General features: G+C 71.1%; 18 protein-coding genes. 14 read left to right on the forward strand and 4 right to left on the reverse strand.

Features of this window, described 5'->3' with window-relative positions:
* The first annotated feature begins 4 nt into the window (after positions 1–4).
* The 5 genes from H1W00_RS07280 (at position 5) to H1W00_RS07300 (ending at position 3,169) form a co-directional block, all read left to right on the forward strand.
* Positions 5–766 (forward strand): phosphotransferase, encoded by a 762-nt coding sequence (locus H1W00_RS07280; RefSeq protein ID WP_286929469.1) that lies wholly within the window; start codon positions 5–7, stop codon positions 764–766.
* 41 nt (positions 767–807) lie between these two features.
* A complete protein-coding gene (locus H1W00_RS07285) occupies positions 808–1,698 on the forward strand; it encodes a bile acid:sodium symporter family protein (RefSeq protein WP_181755019.1) in 891 nt (296 codons plus the stop codon).
* Entirely contained in the window at positions 1,691–1,972 is a 282-nt protein-coding gene (locus tag H1W00_RS07290) for a hypothetical protein (protein WP_181755021.1), read from the forward strand. Before H1W00_RS07285 ends, H1W00_RS07290 begins: the two co-directional genes overlap by 8 nt.
* 83 nt (positions 1,973–2,055) lie before the next feature.
* Positions 2,056–2,496, forward strand: a complete 441-nt coding sequence (locus H1W00_RS07295) for a VOC family protein (protein ID WP_181755023.1) — start codon at positions 2,056–2,058, stop codon at positions 2,494–2,496.
* Between the two features lie 4 nt (positions 2,497–2,500).
* Entirely contained in the window at positions 2,501–3,169 is a 669-nt protein-coding gene (locus tag H1W00_RS07300) for a winged helix-turn-helix transcriptional regulator (protein WP_181755025.1), read from the forward strand.
* Here the strand turns inward: H1W00_RS07300 and H1W00_RS07305 are convergent.
* Entirely contained in the window at positions 3,129–3,779 is a 651-nt protein-coding gene (locus tag H1W00_RS07305) for a TetR/AcrR family transcriptional regulator (RefSeq protein ID WP_206679984.1), read from the reverse strand. The genes H1W00_RS07300 and H1W00_RS07305 overlap by 41 nt on opposite strands.
* 226 nt (positions 3,780–4,005) lie before the next feature.
* Between H1W00_RS07305 and H1W00_RS07310 the strand changes: the two genes are divergently transcribed.
* Positions 4,006–5,025: an alpha/beta hydrolase fold domain-containing protein gene (locus H1W00_RS07310; protein WP_181755027.1), complete on the forward strand. Its 1,020-nt coding sequence runs from the start codon at positions 4,006–4,008 to the stop codon at positions 5,023–5,025.
* Here H1W00_RS07310 and H1W00_RS07315 read toward each other — a convergent pair.
* A complete protein-coding gene (locus tag H1W00_RS07315) occupies positions 4,988–7,069 on the reverse strand; it encodes a S9 family peptidase (RefSeq protein ID WP_181755029.1) in 2,082 nt (693 codons plus the stop codon). The genes H1W00_RS07310 and H1W00_RS07315 overlap by 38 nt on opposite strands.
* A gap of 53 nt (positions 7,070–7,122) precedes the next feature.
* Between H1W00_RS07315 and mshB the strand changes: the two genes are divergently transcribed.
* From mshB to H1W00_RS07330, 3 genes are read left to right on the forward strand one after another with little or no spacing between them, the layout of a single operon-like run.
* Entirely contained in the window at positions 7,123–8,028 is a 906-nt protein-coding gene (gene mshB / locus H1W00_RS07320) for an N-acetyl-1-D-myo-inositol-2-amino-2-deoxy-alpha-D-glucopyranoside deacetylase (protein WP_181755030.1), read from the forward strand.
* A gap of 47 nt (positions 8,029–8,075) precedes the next feature.
* On the forward strand, positions 8,076–8,609 hold the full coding sequence (locus tag H1W00_RS07325) for a flavin reductase (RefSeq protein WP_181755032.1): 534 nt from the start codon (positions 8,076–8,078) through the stop codon (positions 8,607–8,609).
* Positions 8,606–10,303 carry a VanW family protein gene (locus H1W00_RS07330; RefSeq protein ID WP_181755034.1) on the forward strand — a complete coding sequence of 566 codons (1,698 nt, stop codon included), beginning with the start codon at positions 8,606–8,608 and terminating at the stop codon, positions 10,301–10,303. Before H1W00_RS07325 ends, H1W00_RS07330 begins: the two co-directional genes overlap by 4 nt.
* 110 nt (positions 10,304–10,413) lie before the next feature.
* Here H1W00_RS07330 and H1W00_RS17040 read toward each other — a convergent pair whose 3' ends face one another.
* Complete coding sequence (locus H1W00_RS17040) at positions 10,414–11,268, reverse strand: GNAT family N-acetyltransferase (RefSeq protein WP_181755036.1); 855 nt, start codon at positions 11,266–11,268, stop codon at positions 10,414–10,416.
* Positions 11,269–11,404: 136 nt separating this feature from the next.
* On the opposite strand from H1W00_RS17040, the gene fdxA reads away from it, so the two are divergent.
* Complete coding sequence (gene fdxA, locus H1W00_RS07340) at positions 11,405–11,728, forward strand: ferredoxin (RefSeq protein ID WP_078698823.1); 324 nt, start codon at positions 11,405–11,407, stop codon at positions 11,726–11,728.
* 2 nt (positions 11,729–11,730) lie between these two features.
* A complete protein-coding gene (gene dapC / locus H1W00_RS07345) occupies positions 11,731–12,831 on the forward strand; it encodes a succinyldiaminopimelate transaminase (protein WP_181756206.1) in 1,101 nt (366 codons plus the stop codon).
* On the opposite strand, the gene H1W00_RS07350 is transcribed toward dapC, so the two are convergent.
* Positions 12,832–13,980, reverse strand: a complete 1,149-nt coding sequence (locus H1W00_RS07350) for an ROK family transcriptional regulator (RefSeq protein WP_181755038.1) — start codon at positions 13,978–13,980, stop codon at positions 12,832–12,834.
* 166 nt (positions 13,981–14,146) lie between these two features.
* On the opposite strand from H1W00_RS07350, the gene H1W00_RS07355 reads away from it, so the two are divergent.
* From H1W00_RS07355 to H1W00_RS07365, 3 genes are all read left to right on the forward strand, one after another.
* A complete protein-coding gene (locus H1W00_RS07355) occupies positions 14,147–15,205 on the forward strand; it encodes a substrate-binding domain-containing protein (protein ID WP_338072851.1) in 1,059 nt (352 codons plus the stop codon).
* A 76-nt stretch (positions 15,206–15,281) separates the two neighbouring features.
* Complete coding sequence (locus H1W00_RS07360; RefSeq protein ID WP_181755042.1) at positions 15,282–16,097, forward strand: ATP-binding cassette domain-containing protein; 816 nt, start codon at positions 15,282–15,284, stop codon at positions 16,095–16,097.
* Entirely contained in the window at positions 16,094–17,320 is a 1,227-nt protein-coding gene (locus H1W00_RS07365) for a sugar ABC transporter permease (protein WP_181755044.1), read from the forward strand. The genes H1W00_RS07360 and H1W00_RS07365 overlap by 4 nt, the downstream gene beginning before the upstream one ends.
* Positions 17,321–17,427 lie beyond the last annotated feature (107 nt).

Raw genomic sequence — 17,427 nt, forward strand, 5'->3', positions numbered from 1 at the left:
CAGCGTGGCACGTGGTGAAGAGATCCCCGAACACCTCCCCGGTGGTTCCGGCGGCGTGTGGCGTGTGGGCCGCACGGTCCGGCGCCCCACCGGCCCCTGGACGCCGGCCGTCCACGAGCTGCTGGACTGGCTCGCCGGCGAGGGCCTCGGCGGCATCCCGCACGTCTCCGGACTCGATGAGGACGACCGCGAGGTCGTCTCCTACATCGAGGGCCGCGGCGTGCCCGTCGACGACGAGGTCGTGCTCGACACCGTGCTCGTCGAGGCGGTGGCGTGGCTGCGCGACTTCCACGACATCGTCGAGGACTTCCGGCCCGACGGCCCGCGCACGTGGCGCCAGGCGGGCGAGGTCGAGCTCGGCGACGACGAGATCATCTGCCACAACGACCCCGGAGCCTACAACTGGATCATCCAGAGCGGGCACTTCGTGGCGATGATCGACTGGGACCTCGCCGGGCCGGGGCAGCGCATCGACGACCTCGCCTTCCTGTGCTGGACGGCCATCCCGCTCTACCGCGAGATCCCGCTCGAGGACGTCGTCCGTCGACTGGACCTCGTGGTCGACACGTACGCCGAGTGGGGCCCGATGGCGCTGCTGGACGCGGTGGTCGCCCGGATGACCACCGCGACGGAGCGGATCGCCGCCGGGATCGAGCGAGGTGACCCCGGCATGCTCAACCTGGCGCGCAAGGGAGAGCCCCAGCGCACGCGCGACCGGCTGGCCGCGTTCGAGGCCCGCCTGCCGGCCATCCGCGCCGCCCTCTGAACCCGCCCGGAATGTGACACCCGTCACGTAGGGTGTCGGCCATGGATTCGATGCTGTCGACCGTGGGCCTGCCGATCGCCCTCGGGATCATCATGTTCGGTCTCGGGCTGTCGCTGACCGTCGCGGACTTCGCGCGGGTGCGGAGGTCGCCGAAGGCCGTCGCGATCGCGCTGCTGTGCCAGCTCGTGCTGCTGCCGGTCGTGTGCTTCGGGCTCGTGCTGGCGCTCGACCTGCCGCCCGTGCTCGCGGTGGGCATGCTGCTCCTGGCCGCCTCGCCCGGCGGCAGCACCGCGAACCTGTTCAGCCACCTCTTCCGCGGCGACGTCGCCCTGAACATCACGCTGACCGCGATCAACTCGGTCGTTGCGATCGTCTCGCTGCCGATCGTCACGAACCTGGCCATGGCCTACTTCGACCTCGGGGACGAGGTCACGCTGCAGTACCGCAAGGTGGTCGAAGTCTTCGCCATCGTGCTCATCCCGGTCGTGATCGGCATGTGGGTGCGGGCGAAGCGGCCCGACTTCGCCGACCGCATGGACCGGCCCGTGCGGATCGGCTCGGCGCTGGTGCTCTTCATCATCATCGTGGGCATCGTCGTCGACCAGCGCTCGAACGTGGGGGACTACGCGGCCTCGGTCGGCCTGGCGGTCGCGATCTTCTGTGCCGCGAGCCTGGTCATCGGGTTCGTGGTGCCCGCCTGGGCGGGCGTCACCGAGCGGCAGGCCGTGGCGTGCTCGTTCGAGATCGGCGTGCACAACGCCACGCTCGCGATCTACGTGGCGGTCGAGGTGCTCGACAGCGTGGAGCTCTCGGTGCCGGCGGCCGTCTACGGACTGGTGATGTTCGTGATGGCCGCGCTGTGGGGCCTCGCGCTCACCCGGTGGATCCTGCCGCGGACGGAGGCCCGGACGCTACCGTCGCACCATGGCTGACGTGCACTTCGACGAACGCGACGACGCGGAGGCGTTCGCCGCGGCGCTCGGGGCCGAGGGCATCACCTGCCGGCTGCACCGCGACGAGTTTGCCGGCGAGGACGACTTCGAGGACGCCGCCTGGCTGGTCGAGGTCGACGACTCGGTGCCGGCCCTGGCCGACCGTGCCGAGCAGGCCGGGGGATGGGTCGTCGTGGCGCCGGATCCACCCTCCGCCGCTCCCGCGCCCCTGCCTGCGGCGCCCCGACGGATCAAGCGATCCCCGCACCGTTGACGAGTTGCTTGTTTTTTGCAAGTGTGGGATCACGGCACTCCGCAGACGGCGCTGGGCCGCTCGTCATCGACTGGAGTTCGATCATGACCGACATCTTCGTGAACCTGCCCACCTCCGACCTCGATCGCGCGAAGGCGTTCTACACGGCGCTCGGCGCGAGCCTCAAGCCGGAGTTCACCGACGACAACGCCGCGTGCGTCGTCTGGGACGAGCACATCTACTTCATGGTGCTCACCCGCGAGTTCTTCTCGACCTTCACCGACAAGCAGGTGGCCGACCCGGCCACCACGGCGTTGGTGTCGACCGCCTTCAGCCGCACGTCCCGTGAGGAGGTGGACCGCGTCGTGGAGGCCGGTCTCGCCGCGGGAGGCGCCGAGCCGCGCGAGGCGCAGGACTACGGCTTCATGTACAGCCGCGACCTGGACGACCCCGACGGGAACAGCCTGAGCTTCCTCTACATGGATCCGGTGGCGGCCGAGCAGGGCCCCGAGGCCTACCTCGCCGAGCAGGGGCAGCAGGCCTGACGCGGTGGTGGCCCGGAGCTACGACCAGTACGACGGGGTCACCGCCGCGGTCGAGGTGATCGGCGAGCGGTGGGCGCTGCTCATCGTGCGTGACCTGCTGGTCGGCGCGCGGCGCTACACCGACCTCAAGCAGGGGCTGCCCCGCATCCCGACCAACATCCTCTCGGCGCGGCTCAAGGACCTGCAGGATGGTGGCGTCGTCCAGCGGGTGCCGCTGCGGAACTGCGGACTCGTCTACCAGTTGACGGAGGCCGGTCGGAGCCTCGAGCCGATCGTGCTCGCCCTGAGCCGGTGGGGCGTCGAGCGGCTGGGGGAGCCCGGCGCCGAGGACCTGACGACGGCGGACGGCCTCACGGTGGCGCTCCGGGCGGCGTTCCGGCCCGAGGCCGCGGCGGCGCCGCCGGTCGACTACGAGCTGCGTGTCGAGGCGGTCGTGCTGCGGGTGCGGGTGGACTCCGGTGCGCTGGTGATCCACCAGGTGGCACCCCCGGCGCCGCCGGTGGCCGGGAGCGCTCCGGAGGGGAACCCGGACGTCGTCCTGGTGGCGGGGCGCGACCTGCTGCGCGGCGAGTGGCCGCAGGTGGCGTCCGGCGATCCCGCGCTGGCCGAGCGGTTCGCCGGGTGCTTCGCGCTCAGGTGGGGACCGAGGTCTCCTCTTCCGGCAACTGGATGATGCCGTTGAAGATCGTCACCATCATCTGGTCGAGGACGCTCTCGCGGTCGAACGGGCGCTCGGTCCACCGGGCCATCTCCGCGGTGAACCACAGGGCGCCGAAGACCTTCTCCATGCCCAGCCTGACGTCGACGTCGTCGCGCATGAGATCGGGGATGCCGCTGACGGTGATCGCTGTCGCCACCTCGAAGAGTGCGTCGAGACGCTCGATCAGCTTCGTGCGGACGGGCGACTCGGGACCGAAGCCGGTGGCGCCGATGAGCGGACCGAGGTCGACAGCGAGGTCGAGCAGGTCGGTGAAGAACTTCCGGATGCCGTCCTCGATGTCGGTGGCCGAGCCGGCGAGGTCGCGGCTGATGCCCCGGGCGTTCTCCGTGGCGCGCACCATCGCCGCGTCGATGGACTCCAGGACGGAAGCCTCGAAGAGCTCCTCCTTGGACGGGAAGTGGCGGTAGAGCATCGCCTCGTTGACGCCGGCCTCCGCCGCGATCTCGCGCGTGCGGGTGGCGGCGAAGCCCTTCTGGGCGAACACGTGACGCGCCGAGTCGATGATCTGGGCACGGCGTCGTTCGGCGCTCATCCGCCGCTTCGGCCCACGTTCAACGGTCACGGCTGAACCGTAGGACACGCACTCGCCACGGGCGTGGAGAAGTGAAACTAGTGGGGGACATGTGTCCAATGTGACTGGATTGACGAAGAAATGTCGCCGGAATCACAAATTCTCAGGTTTCGATTGCAACTCGCGTCATAGCCCCCCTAATCTGGCGTCACTTGCTTGAAGTCAATACCTACTTACTTAGGTCGGATGCTGCCCCGGCCTTCGCGAAGGAGAAGACATGAGCGTTCCGAAGCCGCTCGTCCGTACCCGCCTCCTGCTGGCCCGACCCGTGATGCACTCGACCCGCGTCAGCCTCGGTGCCAAGCGCACCATGGCCGATTCGATCGCCTCCGCCGCCCGCGCCCCCGAGGGCGCGATCTACGACTTCGACGTGATCGCCGGACTGCCCGTGCAGTTCGTCACCGTCGAGGGCACCGGCCCGGCCACCGGCCGCGCCACCATGATCTACCTGCACGGGGGCGGTCACGTCGTCGGCAGCTCGCGCGCCTACCGTGCCTTCGCCGCCCATGTGGCGATGCACGCCGGCATGGACGTGCTGCTGCCGGAGTACCCGCTGGCTCCCGAGAGCCCCTATCCCGCGGCGCTGGACATGCTCATCGCGCTCTACCGGGCGCTCCCGTCCTACGGCGTCGACCCGAGCACGGTCGTCCTCGCGGGCGACGACGCCGGAGCCGGCCTGGCCCTGGCCATGGCGCTCGAGATCCGCGACCTCGGCCTGCCGATGCCCGCGGCGATCGGCATGATCAGCCCCTGGCTCGACATGCATGCCGACATCGAGCGCTCGCGCCCCTCGGCCTCCGACCCGTGGTTCACCCCGGCGCTGGCCACCCGGTGGGCCCGCACGTACCTGGGCGGCGCCGATCCGCTCGACCCGGGCGTCTCGCCGCTGCACGGCGACTTCGACGGGCTCCCGCCGATCGTCATCCACTACAGCGGCCTCGACCCGCTGCGCACCGACTCCGAGGCGTTCCTGCAGAAGGTGACGCTGAAGTCCGACAGTCCTCGCGTCATCGCGCGGGAGTACCCCGAGATGTGGCAGTCGTTCCACCTGCAGGCCGGCCGCCTCGACGCGGCCGACCAGGCGGTCGAGGAGTTCGGCAAGGCGATGGCCTCGCTCGTCGAGGTCCCCGGCGGTCACGGCGACGTGGTGCCGATCAACCGCCCGGTCGCCGGCCAGGGTGGCCGTCGCCTGCGGCTGGTCAAGCCAGCTGCTGCCGCAGGAACTCCATCTGTATGAGCTTGAGGTTCTCCGCGACCTCTTCCTGAGGCGTCATGTGGGTGACCCCCGACAACGGCAGGACCGTGTGGGGGCGCCCCGCCGCCAGCAGGGCTGACGAGAGCCGAAGCGTGTGCGCCGCGACCACGTTGTCGTCGGCCAGCCCGTGGATGAGCATGAGCGGACGCTCCAGCCGCGGCGCCAGCGGCAGCAGCGAGTTGGCGTCGTACACGTCGGGCTGCTCGTCCGGGTGTCCGAGGTAGCGCTCGGTGTAGCAGGTGTCGTACAGCCGCCACTCGGTGACGGGAGCGCCGGCGACCGCCGCGTGGAAGACGTCGGGACGGGCCATCACGGCCAGCGCCGCCAGGTAGCCGCCGTAGGACCAACCCGTGATGCCGACTCGCCCGGGATCGATGTCGTCGGGGAACCGCTCGGCGACCGCGGCAACGGCGTCGACCTGGTCCTGCAGCGTGACCTCGGCGAAGCGGTCGCGGATCTCCCGCTCCCACGCGGAGCCGCGTCCCGGCGTGCCGCGGCCGTCGGCCACGACCACGCAGAAGCCCTGGTCGGCCATCCACTGCGCCTCGAGGAACATCCGTCCCGAGGCCAGCACGCGCTGGGCGTGCGGGCCGCCGTACGGATCCATCAGCAGCGGGAGGCGCCGCGACCCGCGCACGTGGTCGCGGGGGAAGAGCACCGCGGCCCGCAGGTCGCGCTCGCCCAGGTGGACGATCTCGACCTCGGGCGTGAAGGGCGCCGGCTCGGCGAGGACGCGGATCGAGCCCGTGGCGTCGCCGGAGTGGACCGTGATCGTGGCGGTGGTGGAGTCGAGGCCGTGACGCACCACCACGGTGGTCCCGCCGTCGGCCACCGCGCCGTGCACGGCTGCGCCTTCGGTGAGGACCTCGGCCGAGCCGTCGGCTCCGAAGCGCACGAGCTGGACCTCGGTGGGTTCGGCCGACGCGGTGGTGAGCACGCCCGCGTCGTCGACCGAGACGATCGAGCGGACCTGCCACTCGTCGCCGCTGGCGGGGAAGCCGTCGAGGCACACCCGGTGGCGGCCGCCGACGTCCTCGAGCGTGACGAGGCGGCCCTGCGCGTCGCGGCGCGGGGCCGAGGACAGCTCGACCCAGGCGTCGTCGGTCAGCTCGCGCAGGGTGCGCGTGGCGCCGGTGGCGGGATCGGCCTCGAGGACGCGGCTGCTGCGCTGGTCGCGGCTGAGCACCTGCAGGACGGGATCGTGGCCGGGCGTCCAGTCGACCCGCGCGAGGTACTCGTGCGCCTCGTGGTCCCACACGATCTCGGTGGGCGCCGTGCCGTCGAGGCTCACGTGCCAGAGGCTGACCGTGCTGTTGGTCGTGCCGGCGGCGGGGTAGCGCTGCTCCACGGCGGGCTGGTCGGGGTTGGCGGGATCGGCGATGTGCCACACCTGGACGTCGGCGTCGTCGTACCGCTCCACCAGCAGCGAGCGGCCGTCGGGCGCCCACCAGAAGCCGCGGAAGCGGTCCATCTCCTCCGCCGCGATGAACTCGGCGCGGCCCCACGCCTGCGTGGGGGAGTCGGGCGTGACCAGGGCGCGGTCGCCGGTCCCGGCCACGCCCACGACGCGCAGCTCGCCCGCGGCGTTGGCGTAGGCGACGTGGCGGCCGGTCGGATCGAGGCGGGGGTCGATGACGGGGCCGACGGCCGGGAGCTCGCGCACCGCTCCCGCGCCGAGGTGGATCGCGAAGAGGCGCCCCGACAGGGGGAAGCAGGCCCAGCGGCCCGTGCCGTCGACGTCGTAGGAGACGAGGCCGCCGGCACCCTCGCGGCTGCGCTCGCGGCGGGCGCGCTCCTCGGGGGAGAGGTCCTCGTCGGCGCCGCCGAGCACCTCGACCGGGTCGGCCAGCAGCGACTCCTCGCCGGTGGCGACGTCGTACTCCCACAGCGCACCCGAGCGCGTGACGCCGTCGGGCGTACGGATGAAGCGGACCGTGGCGCCGTCGGGGGAGACCGTGAGGTTGCGGGGGATGCCGAGGGTGAAGCGCAGCGTGCGTGCGGCCAGTCGGGGGTAGGACTCCGTCATGCCTCCCATCCTGTCAGGGCGGCCTGTCGGTGTCGGCCCCTACATTGGGGGGCATGTCCGATCGCCGACTCCTCCTCGTGCACGCCCACCCCGACGACGAGTCCATCCAGTCCGGCCTCACGATGGCCAAGTACGTCGCCGAGGGAGCCCACGTCACCCTCGTCAGCTGCACCCTGGGCGAGCACGGTGAGGTCCTCGTCCCCGACCTCGAGCACCTCGCCGCCGAGCGGGAGGACCGGCTCGGCCCGCAGCGGCTCATCGAGCTGAGCGACGCGATGGCCCACCTGGGCGTCACCGACTTCCGCCGGCTCGGCGGCGACGGCGCCTTCCGCGACTCCGGCATGGTCTGGGACGAGAACGGCAACGCGGCCGCGATGGAGGACGTCGACCCGCGCTCGTTCTGGCGCGCCGACCTCCTCGAGGCCGCGAACCACCTCGTCGCGGTGATCCGCGAGCTGCGCCCGCAGGTCCTGGTCACCTACGACGAGTTCGGCAACTACGGCCACCCCGACCACATCCAGGCCCACCGCGTGGCCCACTACGCGGCCGCGCTGGCCGCCGTGGAGTCCCACCGGCGCGACCTCGGTCCGGCGTGGGACGTGCCCAAGATCTACTGGACCGCCGAGTCCGCCTCCCGGATGCGCGAGGGCGCCAGGATGATGGCCGACGCCGGCCAGCCGCCGCCGTTCGAGATCGACCCGGAGAACCTCCCTCCGATGTTCATCGAGGACGAGGACCTCAGCACGGCCGTCTCGTCCACGCCCGAGCACGTCACCGCCAAGCTCGACGCGATGCGGGCTCACGCCACCCAGATCACCCCGGACGGGGTCTTCTTCGCGATGGGCATCGACCTCGCCGCGATCGCCTGGGGCACCGAGTACTACCGGCTCGCGAAGGGTCGCCGGGGTCCGGTCGGCGCGTCCGGGTTCGAGGAGGATCTGTTCGCCGGTCTGGACTGAACTGCGGGCGAATCTGCCGCTTGGGCCGGAGCCCGTAGGCTTGGCGGGTGGAGAAGTCCGTCGATCAAGCCGCATTCCGGGGTGCGCTGTCACGATTCGCCAGTGGCGTGACCGTCGTGTCCACCCAGCACGAGGGCATCGATCACGCCATGACCGCGAGCGCGTTCACGTCCGTGTCCCTCATCCCGCCGCTCGTCCTGGTGTGCTCGAACAAGGGCAGTCGCTTCCACGACGCCGTCCGCGAGTCGCGCCAGTGGGGTGTCTCGATCCTGTCCGAGCACGGCCGTGAGGCGTCCGCCTGGTTCGCCCACCGCGGGCGCCCCCTCGACACCCAGTTCGCCGGCATCGAGCACCACCGCAGCCCGGCTGGCCTGCCGCTGCTCGACCACGCGCTGGCCTGGCTCGAGTGCGAGACCGAGGTCGAGCACGACGGCGGCGACCACGTGATCCTCATCGGTCGCGTCACGTGGGCGCAGTACCAGGACGAGACCGACGATCCGCTGCTGTACTACCGCTCCCACTACGGCACGATCATCCGTCAGGCCGACTCGGAGAAGACCGCCTACCGAGGGGGCGCATGAGTCGCCGTCGCGGGCTGATCGCCCTCGGCGCGGTGGTGGCCGTGCTCGCGATCGCCTACGTCGCCGGCTACGTGATGACCGGGCAGCGCCTGCCCGCCGACACCTCGATCGCCGGCGTGGACGTCGGCGGCATGAGTCCCGACGCCGCCGAGGACGCCCTGACGAAGGGGCTGTCCGATCGCGTCGAGGAGCCCGTCGTCGCCACCTTCGAGGACCGCGAGATCGAGATCCAGCCCACGCAGGCCGGTCTCGCGGTGGACGTCCCCGCCAGCGTGAAGGCCGCAGGGGGTCGGTCATGGGACCCGCGCGACATGATCGCCCTCGTCGCGGGTGGGTCCGACCACGATCCCGTGCTCGACGTGGACTCGGCGAAGCTCTCCGCGGCCGTCGCGTCGATCGCCGAGACGGTCGACCAGCCGGTGGTGGAGGCCCAGATCACCTTCCCCGACGCGAAGCCGAAGGCACGTCGCCCGAAGGCCGGCAACGAGGTCCCGCAGGACGAGTTCGCCGAGGTGATCCAGGAGTCGTGGCTGGTCACCGACGAGCCCGTCGAGGTCCCCGTCGAGTCCGTCGCCCCGGCCGTCGACGTGGCCGGACTGCGCCAGGCGCTGCGCGACATCGCCGCGCCGGCCGTCGCCGGTCCCGTGGCGCTGAAGGTGGGCGACGCCACGGTCGACCTGCCCGTCACCGCCTACGCGCCCGCGCTGTCCGTGGTGGTCAGCGACGGGAAGATGGTCCCGGTCGTCGATGCGAAGGACCTGGCGAAGCCGCTCACCAGCTCGACGACGGGAGTCGGCAAGCGCGCGGTCGACGCCTCGTTCCGGTTCGAGGGCGGCAAGGCCGTGGTCGTGCCCAGCAAGGCCGGCGTCGGCCTGGATCCCGACACCATGGCGAAGCAGCTGGTCCCGGTGCTGACCAAGACCGGCGCCGCTCGCTCGATCACGGTCGAGGCCAGTGCGGTGCAGCCGGAGTTCACCACGAAGGACGCCGAGGCCCTCGGCATCAAGGAGAAGATCGGCAGCTTCACCACCGAGTACCCGCACGCCGACTACCGCAACACCAACCAGGCCGAGGCCGCCCGCCGCATCGACGGCGTCATCCTCGAGCCGGGCGAGACGTTCAGCTTCAACGACATCGTGGGCGAGCGGACCGCGGCCAACGGGTTCGTCGCGGGCTTCGTCATCAACGGGGGAGTGTTCCGCGAGGAGCTGGGCGGTGGCGTCTCCCAGGTCGCCACCACGGCGTACAACGCGGCGTTCTTCTCGGGTCTCGACGACGTCGAGCACCACCCCCACGCCTTCTACATCGACCGCTACCCGGTGGGCCGCGAGGCCACGATCTACTACGGCAGCCTCGACCTGCGGTTCCGGAACCCCTACAAGACCGGCGTCGTGATCCGCGCCTGGGTCGACCGGAGCTCCCCGGGCACGGTCGGCAGGATGAACGTGGAGATGTACGGCACGAAGGTCTACACGGTGAAGTCGCGCTCGAGCGAGCGCTACAACTTCCGCGAGCCCGGCACCCAGTACGACGACACCGACGCGTGCGTCAGCCAGTCCCCGGTCACCGGCTTCGACATCGACATCCACCGCGACTTCTACCAGGGCGGGAAGCGCGTCAGGACCGAGAAGGACACCGCCTACTACCAGGCGGCCGACCGCGTCATCTGCGGCAAGAAGCCCAAGGCCGACTGACCTCGCGGAGACGGTGATCTCGATACACCGTCTCGCAAGCTCGCCGGCACTCGATCACCGGTGGTTGAGTAGCACGGCGAGGAACGAGCCGGCACATCGAAACCACCGGCTCAACCGGGCGTGAGGTAGCGGTACGCGTGGTGCGTCGTGAAGCCGTAGGGCTCGTAGAGGGCGAGGGCGGGCGCGTTGTCGCGCATCGTCTGCAGGTAGGCCTTGTCGGCGCCGTGGGCGACGGCCCAGGCCAGTGAGGTCTCGACGACGCGCCGGGCCAGGCCGCGGCGGCGGTGGGCGGGGTCGACCTCCACCGCGGCCAGGCCGGCCCACTCGCCGGTCACCACCACGCGCCCGATCGCCACCTCGCCGATCGACACGAAGCCCACCGTCGCGGGACCCTCCATCACGGCGCGCGCGGCGGCGGGGTCGCGGACGCGTCCGTAGAGCCCGAGCCACGCGTCGGTGGCGTGATCGCTGACGACCGCCTCCGGGTCGGTCTCCGGTGCCGAACGGAGGTCGGCCACCTGCAAGATCGCGCCCGGCGGCTGGTCGACCACGCCGGTCCAGCCCGCGTCCACGAAGCGCCGGTGCCAGGGCGAGTCCTCGACGACCTGAACGAGCGGCCGCAGCCCGCGCGTCGCGTAGAAGTCGACGACCGCCGCGAAGGGATCGTCCACGCCGGGGTCGCCGTGCACGGCCGCGGAGTTCGCCCGGCCGGTGAAACCTCCCGACGCGCGCAGCTCCCACTCGCCCAGCGATGCGGACTCGACGGCGGGCCAGCCGCGCGACGTGATCCGGGTCAGGTCCTCGGGGGTGACGGCGGTGGCCCGGCGCGTGCGCACGGGACGATCCGGGACCACCCGCATCGCCAGGACGGTGCCCGTGGGGACGAACGCGAGGTCGCCGTCGCGCCGCTCGATGCGCAGCCCGTCGGCCTCCACGCTGAGCACGCGGCCGACCACATCGCGCACCCCATCAGCCGCACGATGCCGCACGGAGACGCGGCGCCCGACCAGATCCACGACGCCACGATCTCATGAGGCGAACCCGCCCAGCGCCACTTGGGTCGGGCACGCGATACTGGAGCCGAACCGAAGGAGCAAGCCCGTGACGTATGTGATCGCCCAGCCGTGTGTCGACATCAAGGACCGTGCCTGTGTGGACGAGTGTCCGGTCGACTGCATCTACGAGGGCAACCGCATGCTCTACATCCAGCCCGACGAGTGCGTGGACTGCGGCGCCTGCGAGCCGGTCTGCCCCGTCGAGGCCATCTTCTACGAGGACGACACCCCGGACGAGTGGAAGGACTACTACGACGCGAACGTGCACTTCTTCGACGACCTCGGCTCGCCCGGCGGCGCGGCGAAGATGGGCGTGATCGACGACGACCACCCGCTCATCAAGGCGCTGCCCCCGCAGAACCAGGAGTGACGTTGTCAGGCGTCCGGGTGTCGGACCGGTTCCCCGACTTCCCGTGGGACACGATCGCCGCCGCCAAGGCCCGCGCGGCCGAGCACCCCGACGGTCTCGTCGACCTCTCGATCGGCACCCCGGTCGACCCGACGCCCGAGGTCGCCCGCCAGGCCTTGGTCGCCGCCGCCGACTCGCCGGGCTACCCCACGGTCCTGGGCCCCGAGTCGCTGCGCCGCGCGGTCGTCGACTGGCTGGAGCGCCGCTTCGCGATCACGGGGGTGGGCACCGAGCACGTGCTGGCCACGATCGGCAGCAAGGAGCTGATCGCCAACCTGTGCGTGCAGCTGGGCGTCGGGCCCGGTGACGTCGTCGGACTGCCGGAGACGGCCTACCCGACCTACGCCGTGAGCGCCGCCTACGCGGGCGCCACCGCGATCCCCACGGACTCGCGCGTCGCGTTCGGGCCGCAGCGGCCGAAGCTGGTCTTCATCAACTTCCCCGCGAACCCGCACGGCCGCGTCGTGGGACGCGAGCACCTCAAGGCGTGGGTGGACTTCTGCCGCGAGTCCGGCGCACTGCTCGTGAGCGACGAGTGCTACCTGGAGTTCGTCTGGGAGGGCGAGCCCGTCTCGGTGCTCGACCCCGAGGTCAACGGCGGGTCGCTCGACGGCATCATCGCGCTGCACTCCCTGTCGAAGCGGTCGAACATGGCCGGCTACCGCGACGCGTTCGTCGTGGGCGACCAGTCGGTGGTGGCCGAGCTGCTGGCCGTGCGCAAGCACCTGGGCTTCATGCTGCCCACGCCCGTGGCCGCCGCGATGCAGGCCGCGCTGGGCGACGACGCCCACGTCGACGAGCAGCGCGCGCGGTACCTGGCGCGCCGCTCCACCCTGCGGGCCGCTCTCGAGGGCGCGGGCTTCCGCATCGACCACTCGCAGGGGTCGCTCTACCTGTGGGCCACCCGTGGAGAGCCCTGCCGCGAGACGGTGGACTGGCTCGCCGAGCGGGGCATCCTCGTCGCACCGGGCGACTTCTACGGCGCCACGGGCTCGCGCCACGTGCGGTTCGCCTTCACCGCCACCGACGAGCGCATCGCCGCGGCCGCGGCCCGGCTGGCCTGATCAGCCGGGCAGCTCGACGGCCTCGAGGGCCATCAGCACGCTGCCCACGCACGAGGGGCGCCCCGTCAGCTCCGAGCCGGTGACCCGCACCTCGCGGGCGACCGGGGTCAGGGCGTGGCGACGCATCGAGGCCCGGACCTCGTCCAGCAGCAGGTCCCCGGCGGCGGCCAGGTCGCCTCCGATCACGACGACCTCGGGACCGAGCAGGTTCGCGACGGCGGCGACGGCCTCGCCGAGGTGGCGGCCCGCGTCCTCGATCAGGCGGCGCGCACCCTGGTCGCCGCGCAGGGCCCGCTCGACGAAGCCGGGGACGTCCAGCTCGCCACCGGTGGGGGCGTACTGGGCGATGAGGGCCGCTCCGCCGACGTAGGCCTCGAGGCAGCCGCGGCTGCCGCACCGGCACAGGGGGCCGGACTCGTCGATCGTCAGGTGACCGAGCTCGCCGGCGGTGCCGAGGCCGCCGTGGTGGATCCGTCGGTCGAGCACGAGTCCGCAGCCGACACCCGACGCGATCTTGATGTAGACGAGGTCCTGGTGGCCGCGCCCGGCGCCGAGCCTCCACTCGGCCAGAGCACTGAGGTTGGCGTCGTTGTCGACCACGGTGGTGCGCTCGAAGACCTTTTCGGCCGCGGCGCGGGCCTCCACGCCCACCCAGCCGGGGAGGATCGAGCCGGAGTCGATGATCCCGTCGCGGCCGATGGGGGCGGGGATCGCCATGCCCACCGCGCGGAGGCTGTCGTGGCCGAGGCCGGCCGACCCGAGCAGGTCGTCGATCATGGTGCGGGCCAGGGCGAGCGAGCCGTCGCTCGGGGCGTCCGGCGCGAGGGCGGCCAGCCGCGAGTCGCTGATCTCGCCCCCGAGATCGGCCAGCGCGACCTGCAGGTGAGCGTGGCCGAAGTCGACGCCTGCCACCACGCCGGCCCCGCGCGAGACCGTGACGGTCGCGCCGCGGCGACCGGCACCGCCCTCGGACTGCAGGAAGCCCGCGGCCACGAGCTCGCGGATGATGCCCGAGACGGTGGCCGGGGCCAGTTGAGTCCGGCGGGCGATCTGGGCCTGGCTGAGCCCACCGGCCTCGCGTACCGCCTGCACGACGCGACTCTGGTTGGAGGCGCGCAGGGCGGCGGTCGAGCCGGGGCTGGTGGACATGGCGTCCACTGTGACTGACGTCGCAGTTGTCGTCAAGACCTGAAGGCAACGTCATGGCTTACGGTGTACCGACCGGATTTGCGTTCATCTCTTGACGTCAAAGTTGTGACGTAGTTCACTGGTCATGCTCCACGCCGACGTGGGGTCGACATTTCTTGGAGGAACTGTGAACACCATCTCCCGTGTCGCCGTGGTGACGGCGACCCTGACGATCGGCCTCGGCGGCCTCGCCGCCTGCGGCTCCAACGACGACGGCGGCAGCGGCTCGGACGAGGGCAAGACCATCGCGCTCCTGCTCCCCGAGACCAAGACCACCCGCTACGAGAGCTTCGACAAGCCGCTCTTCGAGGCCAAGGTCAAGGAGCTGTGCGACGACTGCAAGGTCGACTACCTCAACGCCGACCAGGACGCGTCCAAGCAGCAGCAGCAGGCCCAGTCGGCGATCACCAACGGCGCTTCCGTGCTCGTGCTCGACCCGGTCGACGGCAAGGCCGCGACCACGATCGTCAAGTCCGCCCAGGGCTCCGACGTGCCGGTCGTCGCGTACGACCGCTTCATCGAGGGCGCCGACTACTACATCTCCTTCGACAACGAGCGTGTCGGCCAGATGCAGGGCGAGGCCCTCGTGGAGGCCACCGGCGACAAGGGCGACATCCTCATGCTGAACGGCTCGCCGACCGACCCGAACGCCGCGCAGTTCAAGAAGGGCGCGCACTCGGTGCTCGACGCCAGCGGCCTGAACATCGTGGCCGAGTACGACAACCCCGACTGGAGCCCGGACAACGCGCAGAAGTTCACCAGCTCGCAGTTCAACAAGGTCGACCCGGGTGACCTGGCCGGCGTCTACGCCGCCAACGACGGCCAGGCCGGTGGCGTGTTCGCCGCGTTCACGTCCGCCGGTGCCGGCGAGGTCCCGCCGATCACCGGGCAGGACGCCGAGCTCGCCGCGATCCAGCGCATCGTCGCCGGTCAGCAGTTCATGACCGTCTACAAGCCGATCAAGGCCGAGGCCGAGCAGGCCGCCGAGCTGGCCGTCGACCTCGTCAACGGCGAGGACATCAGCGGCACCGAGGACTTCCAGGGCGTGCCGTCGTTCATCCTGGACCCGATCTCGGTCAAGCAGGACAACGTGGGCGACACGGTCGTCAAGGACGAGTTCTACACCGTCGACCAGATCTGCACCGCCGAGTACGCCGACGCGTGCACGAAGGCCGGTCTGTCCTGAGTGAGCCACGGTGGGGTCGGCCCGGCCGGCCCCACCGTGCTTCCTCTCCCTCACTCGTCCGACCCCAGGAATTCCCATGACCACACCCGTGCTTTCCCTGCGCGGCGTCGGCAAGCGGTTCGGTGCCGTCCAGGCACTCACCGACGTCGACTTCGACGTGCGACCCGGCGAGGTGGTGGCGCTCGTCGGAGACAACGGCGCCGGTAAGTCCACGCTCGTCAAGATCATCTCCGGCGTCTACTCCGCCGACTCCGGCGCGATCGAGGTGGAGGGCCGTCAGGTCCAGATCCACGGTCCGAAGTCGGCCCAGGCCCTCGGCATCGCCACGGTGTTCCAGGACCTGGCCCTGGCCGACAACCTCGACGTGGTGGCCAACCTGTTCCTCGGCCAGGAGGCGACCTCGGCCGGTGTCCTCGACGAGGAGACGATGGAGTCGCGCAGCTGGGAGCTGCTGCGTCAGCTCTCCGCCAAGATCCCGTCGGTGCGCATCCCCATCGCCGCCCTGTCCGGCGGTCAGCGCCAGACCGTGGCCATCGCCCGCAGCCTCGTGGGCGAGCCGAAGATCGTCATGCTCGACGAGCCGACCGCCGCCCTCGGCGTCGCCCAAACCGCGGAGGTGCTCAACCTCATCGAGCGGCTGCGCGAGTCCGGACTGGGCGTCGTCGTGATCTCGCACAACATGGCCGACGTGCAGGCCGTGGCCGACCGGATCTACGTCCTGCGACTGGGCCGCAACGCGGCCGAGTTCACCATCGACGAGGTCACCACCGACCAGCTGGTCGCGGCGATCACCGGCGCCTCGGACAACGTCGTGGCCGCCCGCCGCGCACGCGCCGAGGGAGCCGACGTGTCCCCGATCCCGCAGGTCGACCTCCCCGAGGAGCAGTCATGAGTTTCGCGGACCGCGCCGACGAGCGCCTCGTCCAGGACACGTCACCGAAGGCCCTGCTCGGCAACGTGAGCCGACGCCTGCGATCGGGCGACCTCGGGATGATCCCCGTGATCGTCGGACTGGCCGTCATCTGGATCGTCTTCTACGCGATGAACCCGCGGTTCCTGTCGTCGCGCAACTTGGTCGAGCTGAGCCTGGACTCCGCCACGATCGGCATGATCTCCGTCGGCATCGTGCTGGTGCTGCTGCTCGGCGAGATCGACCTGTCGGTCGGATCGGTGTCGGGTCTCTCGGGATCGATCCTCGCGGTGCTGCTGGTCTACCAGGGCTGGCCGCTGCTCGGGTCGATCCTGGCCGCGCTGTGTGCGGGCCTGCTGATCGGTGTCTTCTACGGAGTGCTCTACACCCGCTTCGGCGTGCCGAGCTTCGTCATCACGTTGGCGGGCCTGCTGGCCTTCCTGGGAGCCCAGCTCCAGGTGCTCGGCTCGAACGGCACGGTGAACCTGCCCGGCGACTCGGCGCTGATCGAATTCGCCAACTTCACGTTCCTGCCGCCGTGGCTCTCGTACGTCCTGGCGGGCGTCGTGGGCCTGGCGTACCTGCTCGCGCGGGTGCGGACGATCCGCCGCCGTACCGCGGCGAACCTCTCGACCCCGGGCCTGCAGTCGGTGGTCGTGAAGGCCGTCCTGATCACGGCGGCCGTCGCCGGCGTCGCCTGGTACCTCAACATCGACCGCGGCATCGGCGCGATGCCCCTGCTGTGGGTCGGCGTCATCATCGGGATGGACTTCCTGCTGCGCCGCACCACGTGGGGCCGGCACGTGTTCTCCGTCGGTGGCAACGAGGAGGCCTCGCGTCGCGCCGGCATCGGCGTCGACCGCGTGTACATCTCGGTCTTCGCGCTGTGCTCGATGTTCGCCGCGTTCGGTGGCGTGCTGGCGGCCGGACGTCTGCAGGCCGTGAGCCAGACCAGCGGCGGCACCGACACCAACCTGATGGCGATCGCCGCCGCGGTGATCGGCGGCACCAGCCTCTTCGGCGGCCGCGGCTCGGTGTACTCGGCGCTGTTCGGGATGCTCGTGCTGCAGTCGATCACGAGCGGCCTGAACCTCGTCGGCGTCGACGCCTACGTGCGCTACATGGTCACCGGCGCCGTGCTGCTGCTGGCCGTCACCATCGACTCGCTGTCTCGCCAGGCGCGCAAGAGCAGCGGCAGCGGCTGAGCCGCCGCCGCCGCCCTGCGTCGTCCCCCCGGCACGGCGAGCGGCGCAGAAGAGCCCGTCACTCAGCGAGTGGCGGGCTTTTCTGCGCCACTCGGGAGGTGGGCTTG

The organism is Aeromicrobium phoceense, from assembly GCF_013868155.1.
GTDB lineage: Bacteria > Actinomycetota > Actinomycetes > Propionibacteriales > Nocardioidaceae > Aeromicrobium > Aeromicrobium phoceense.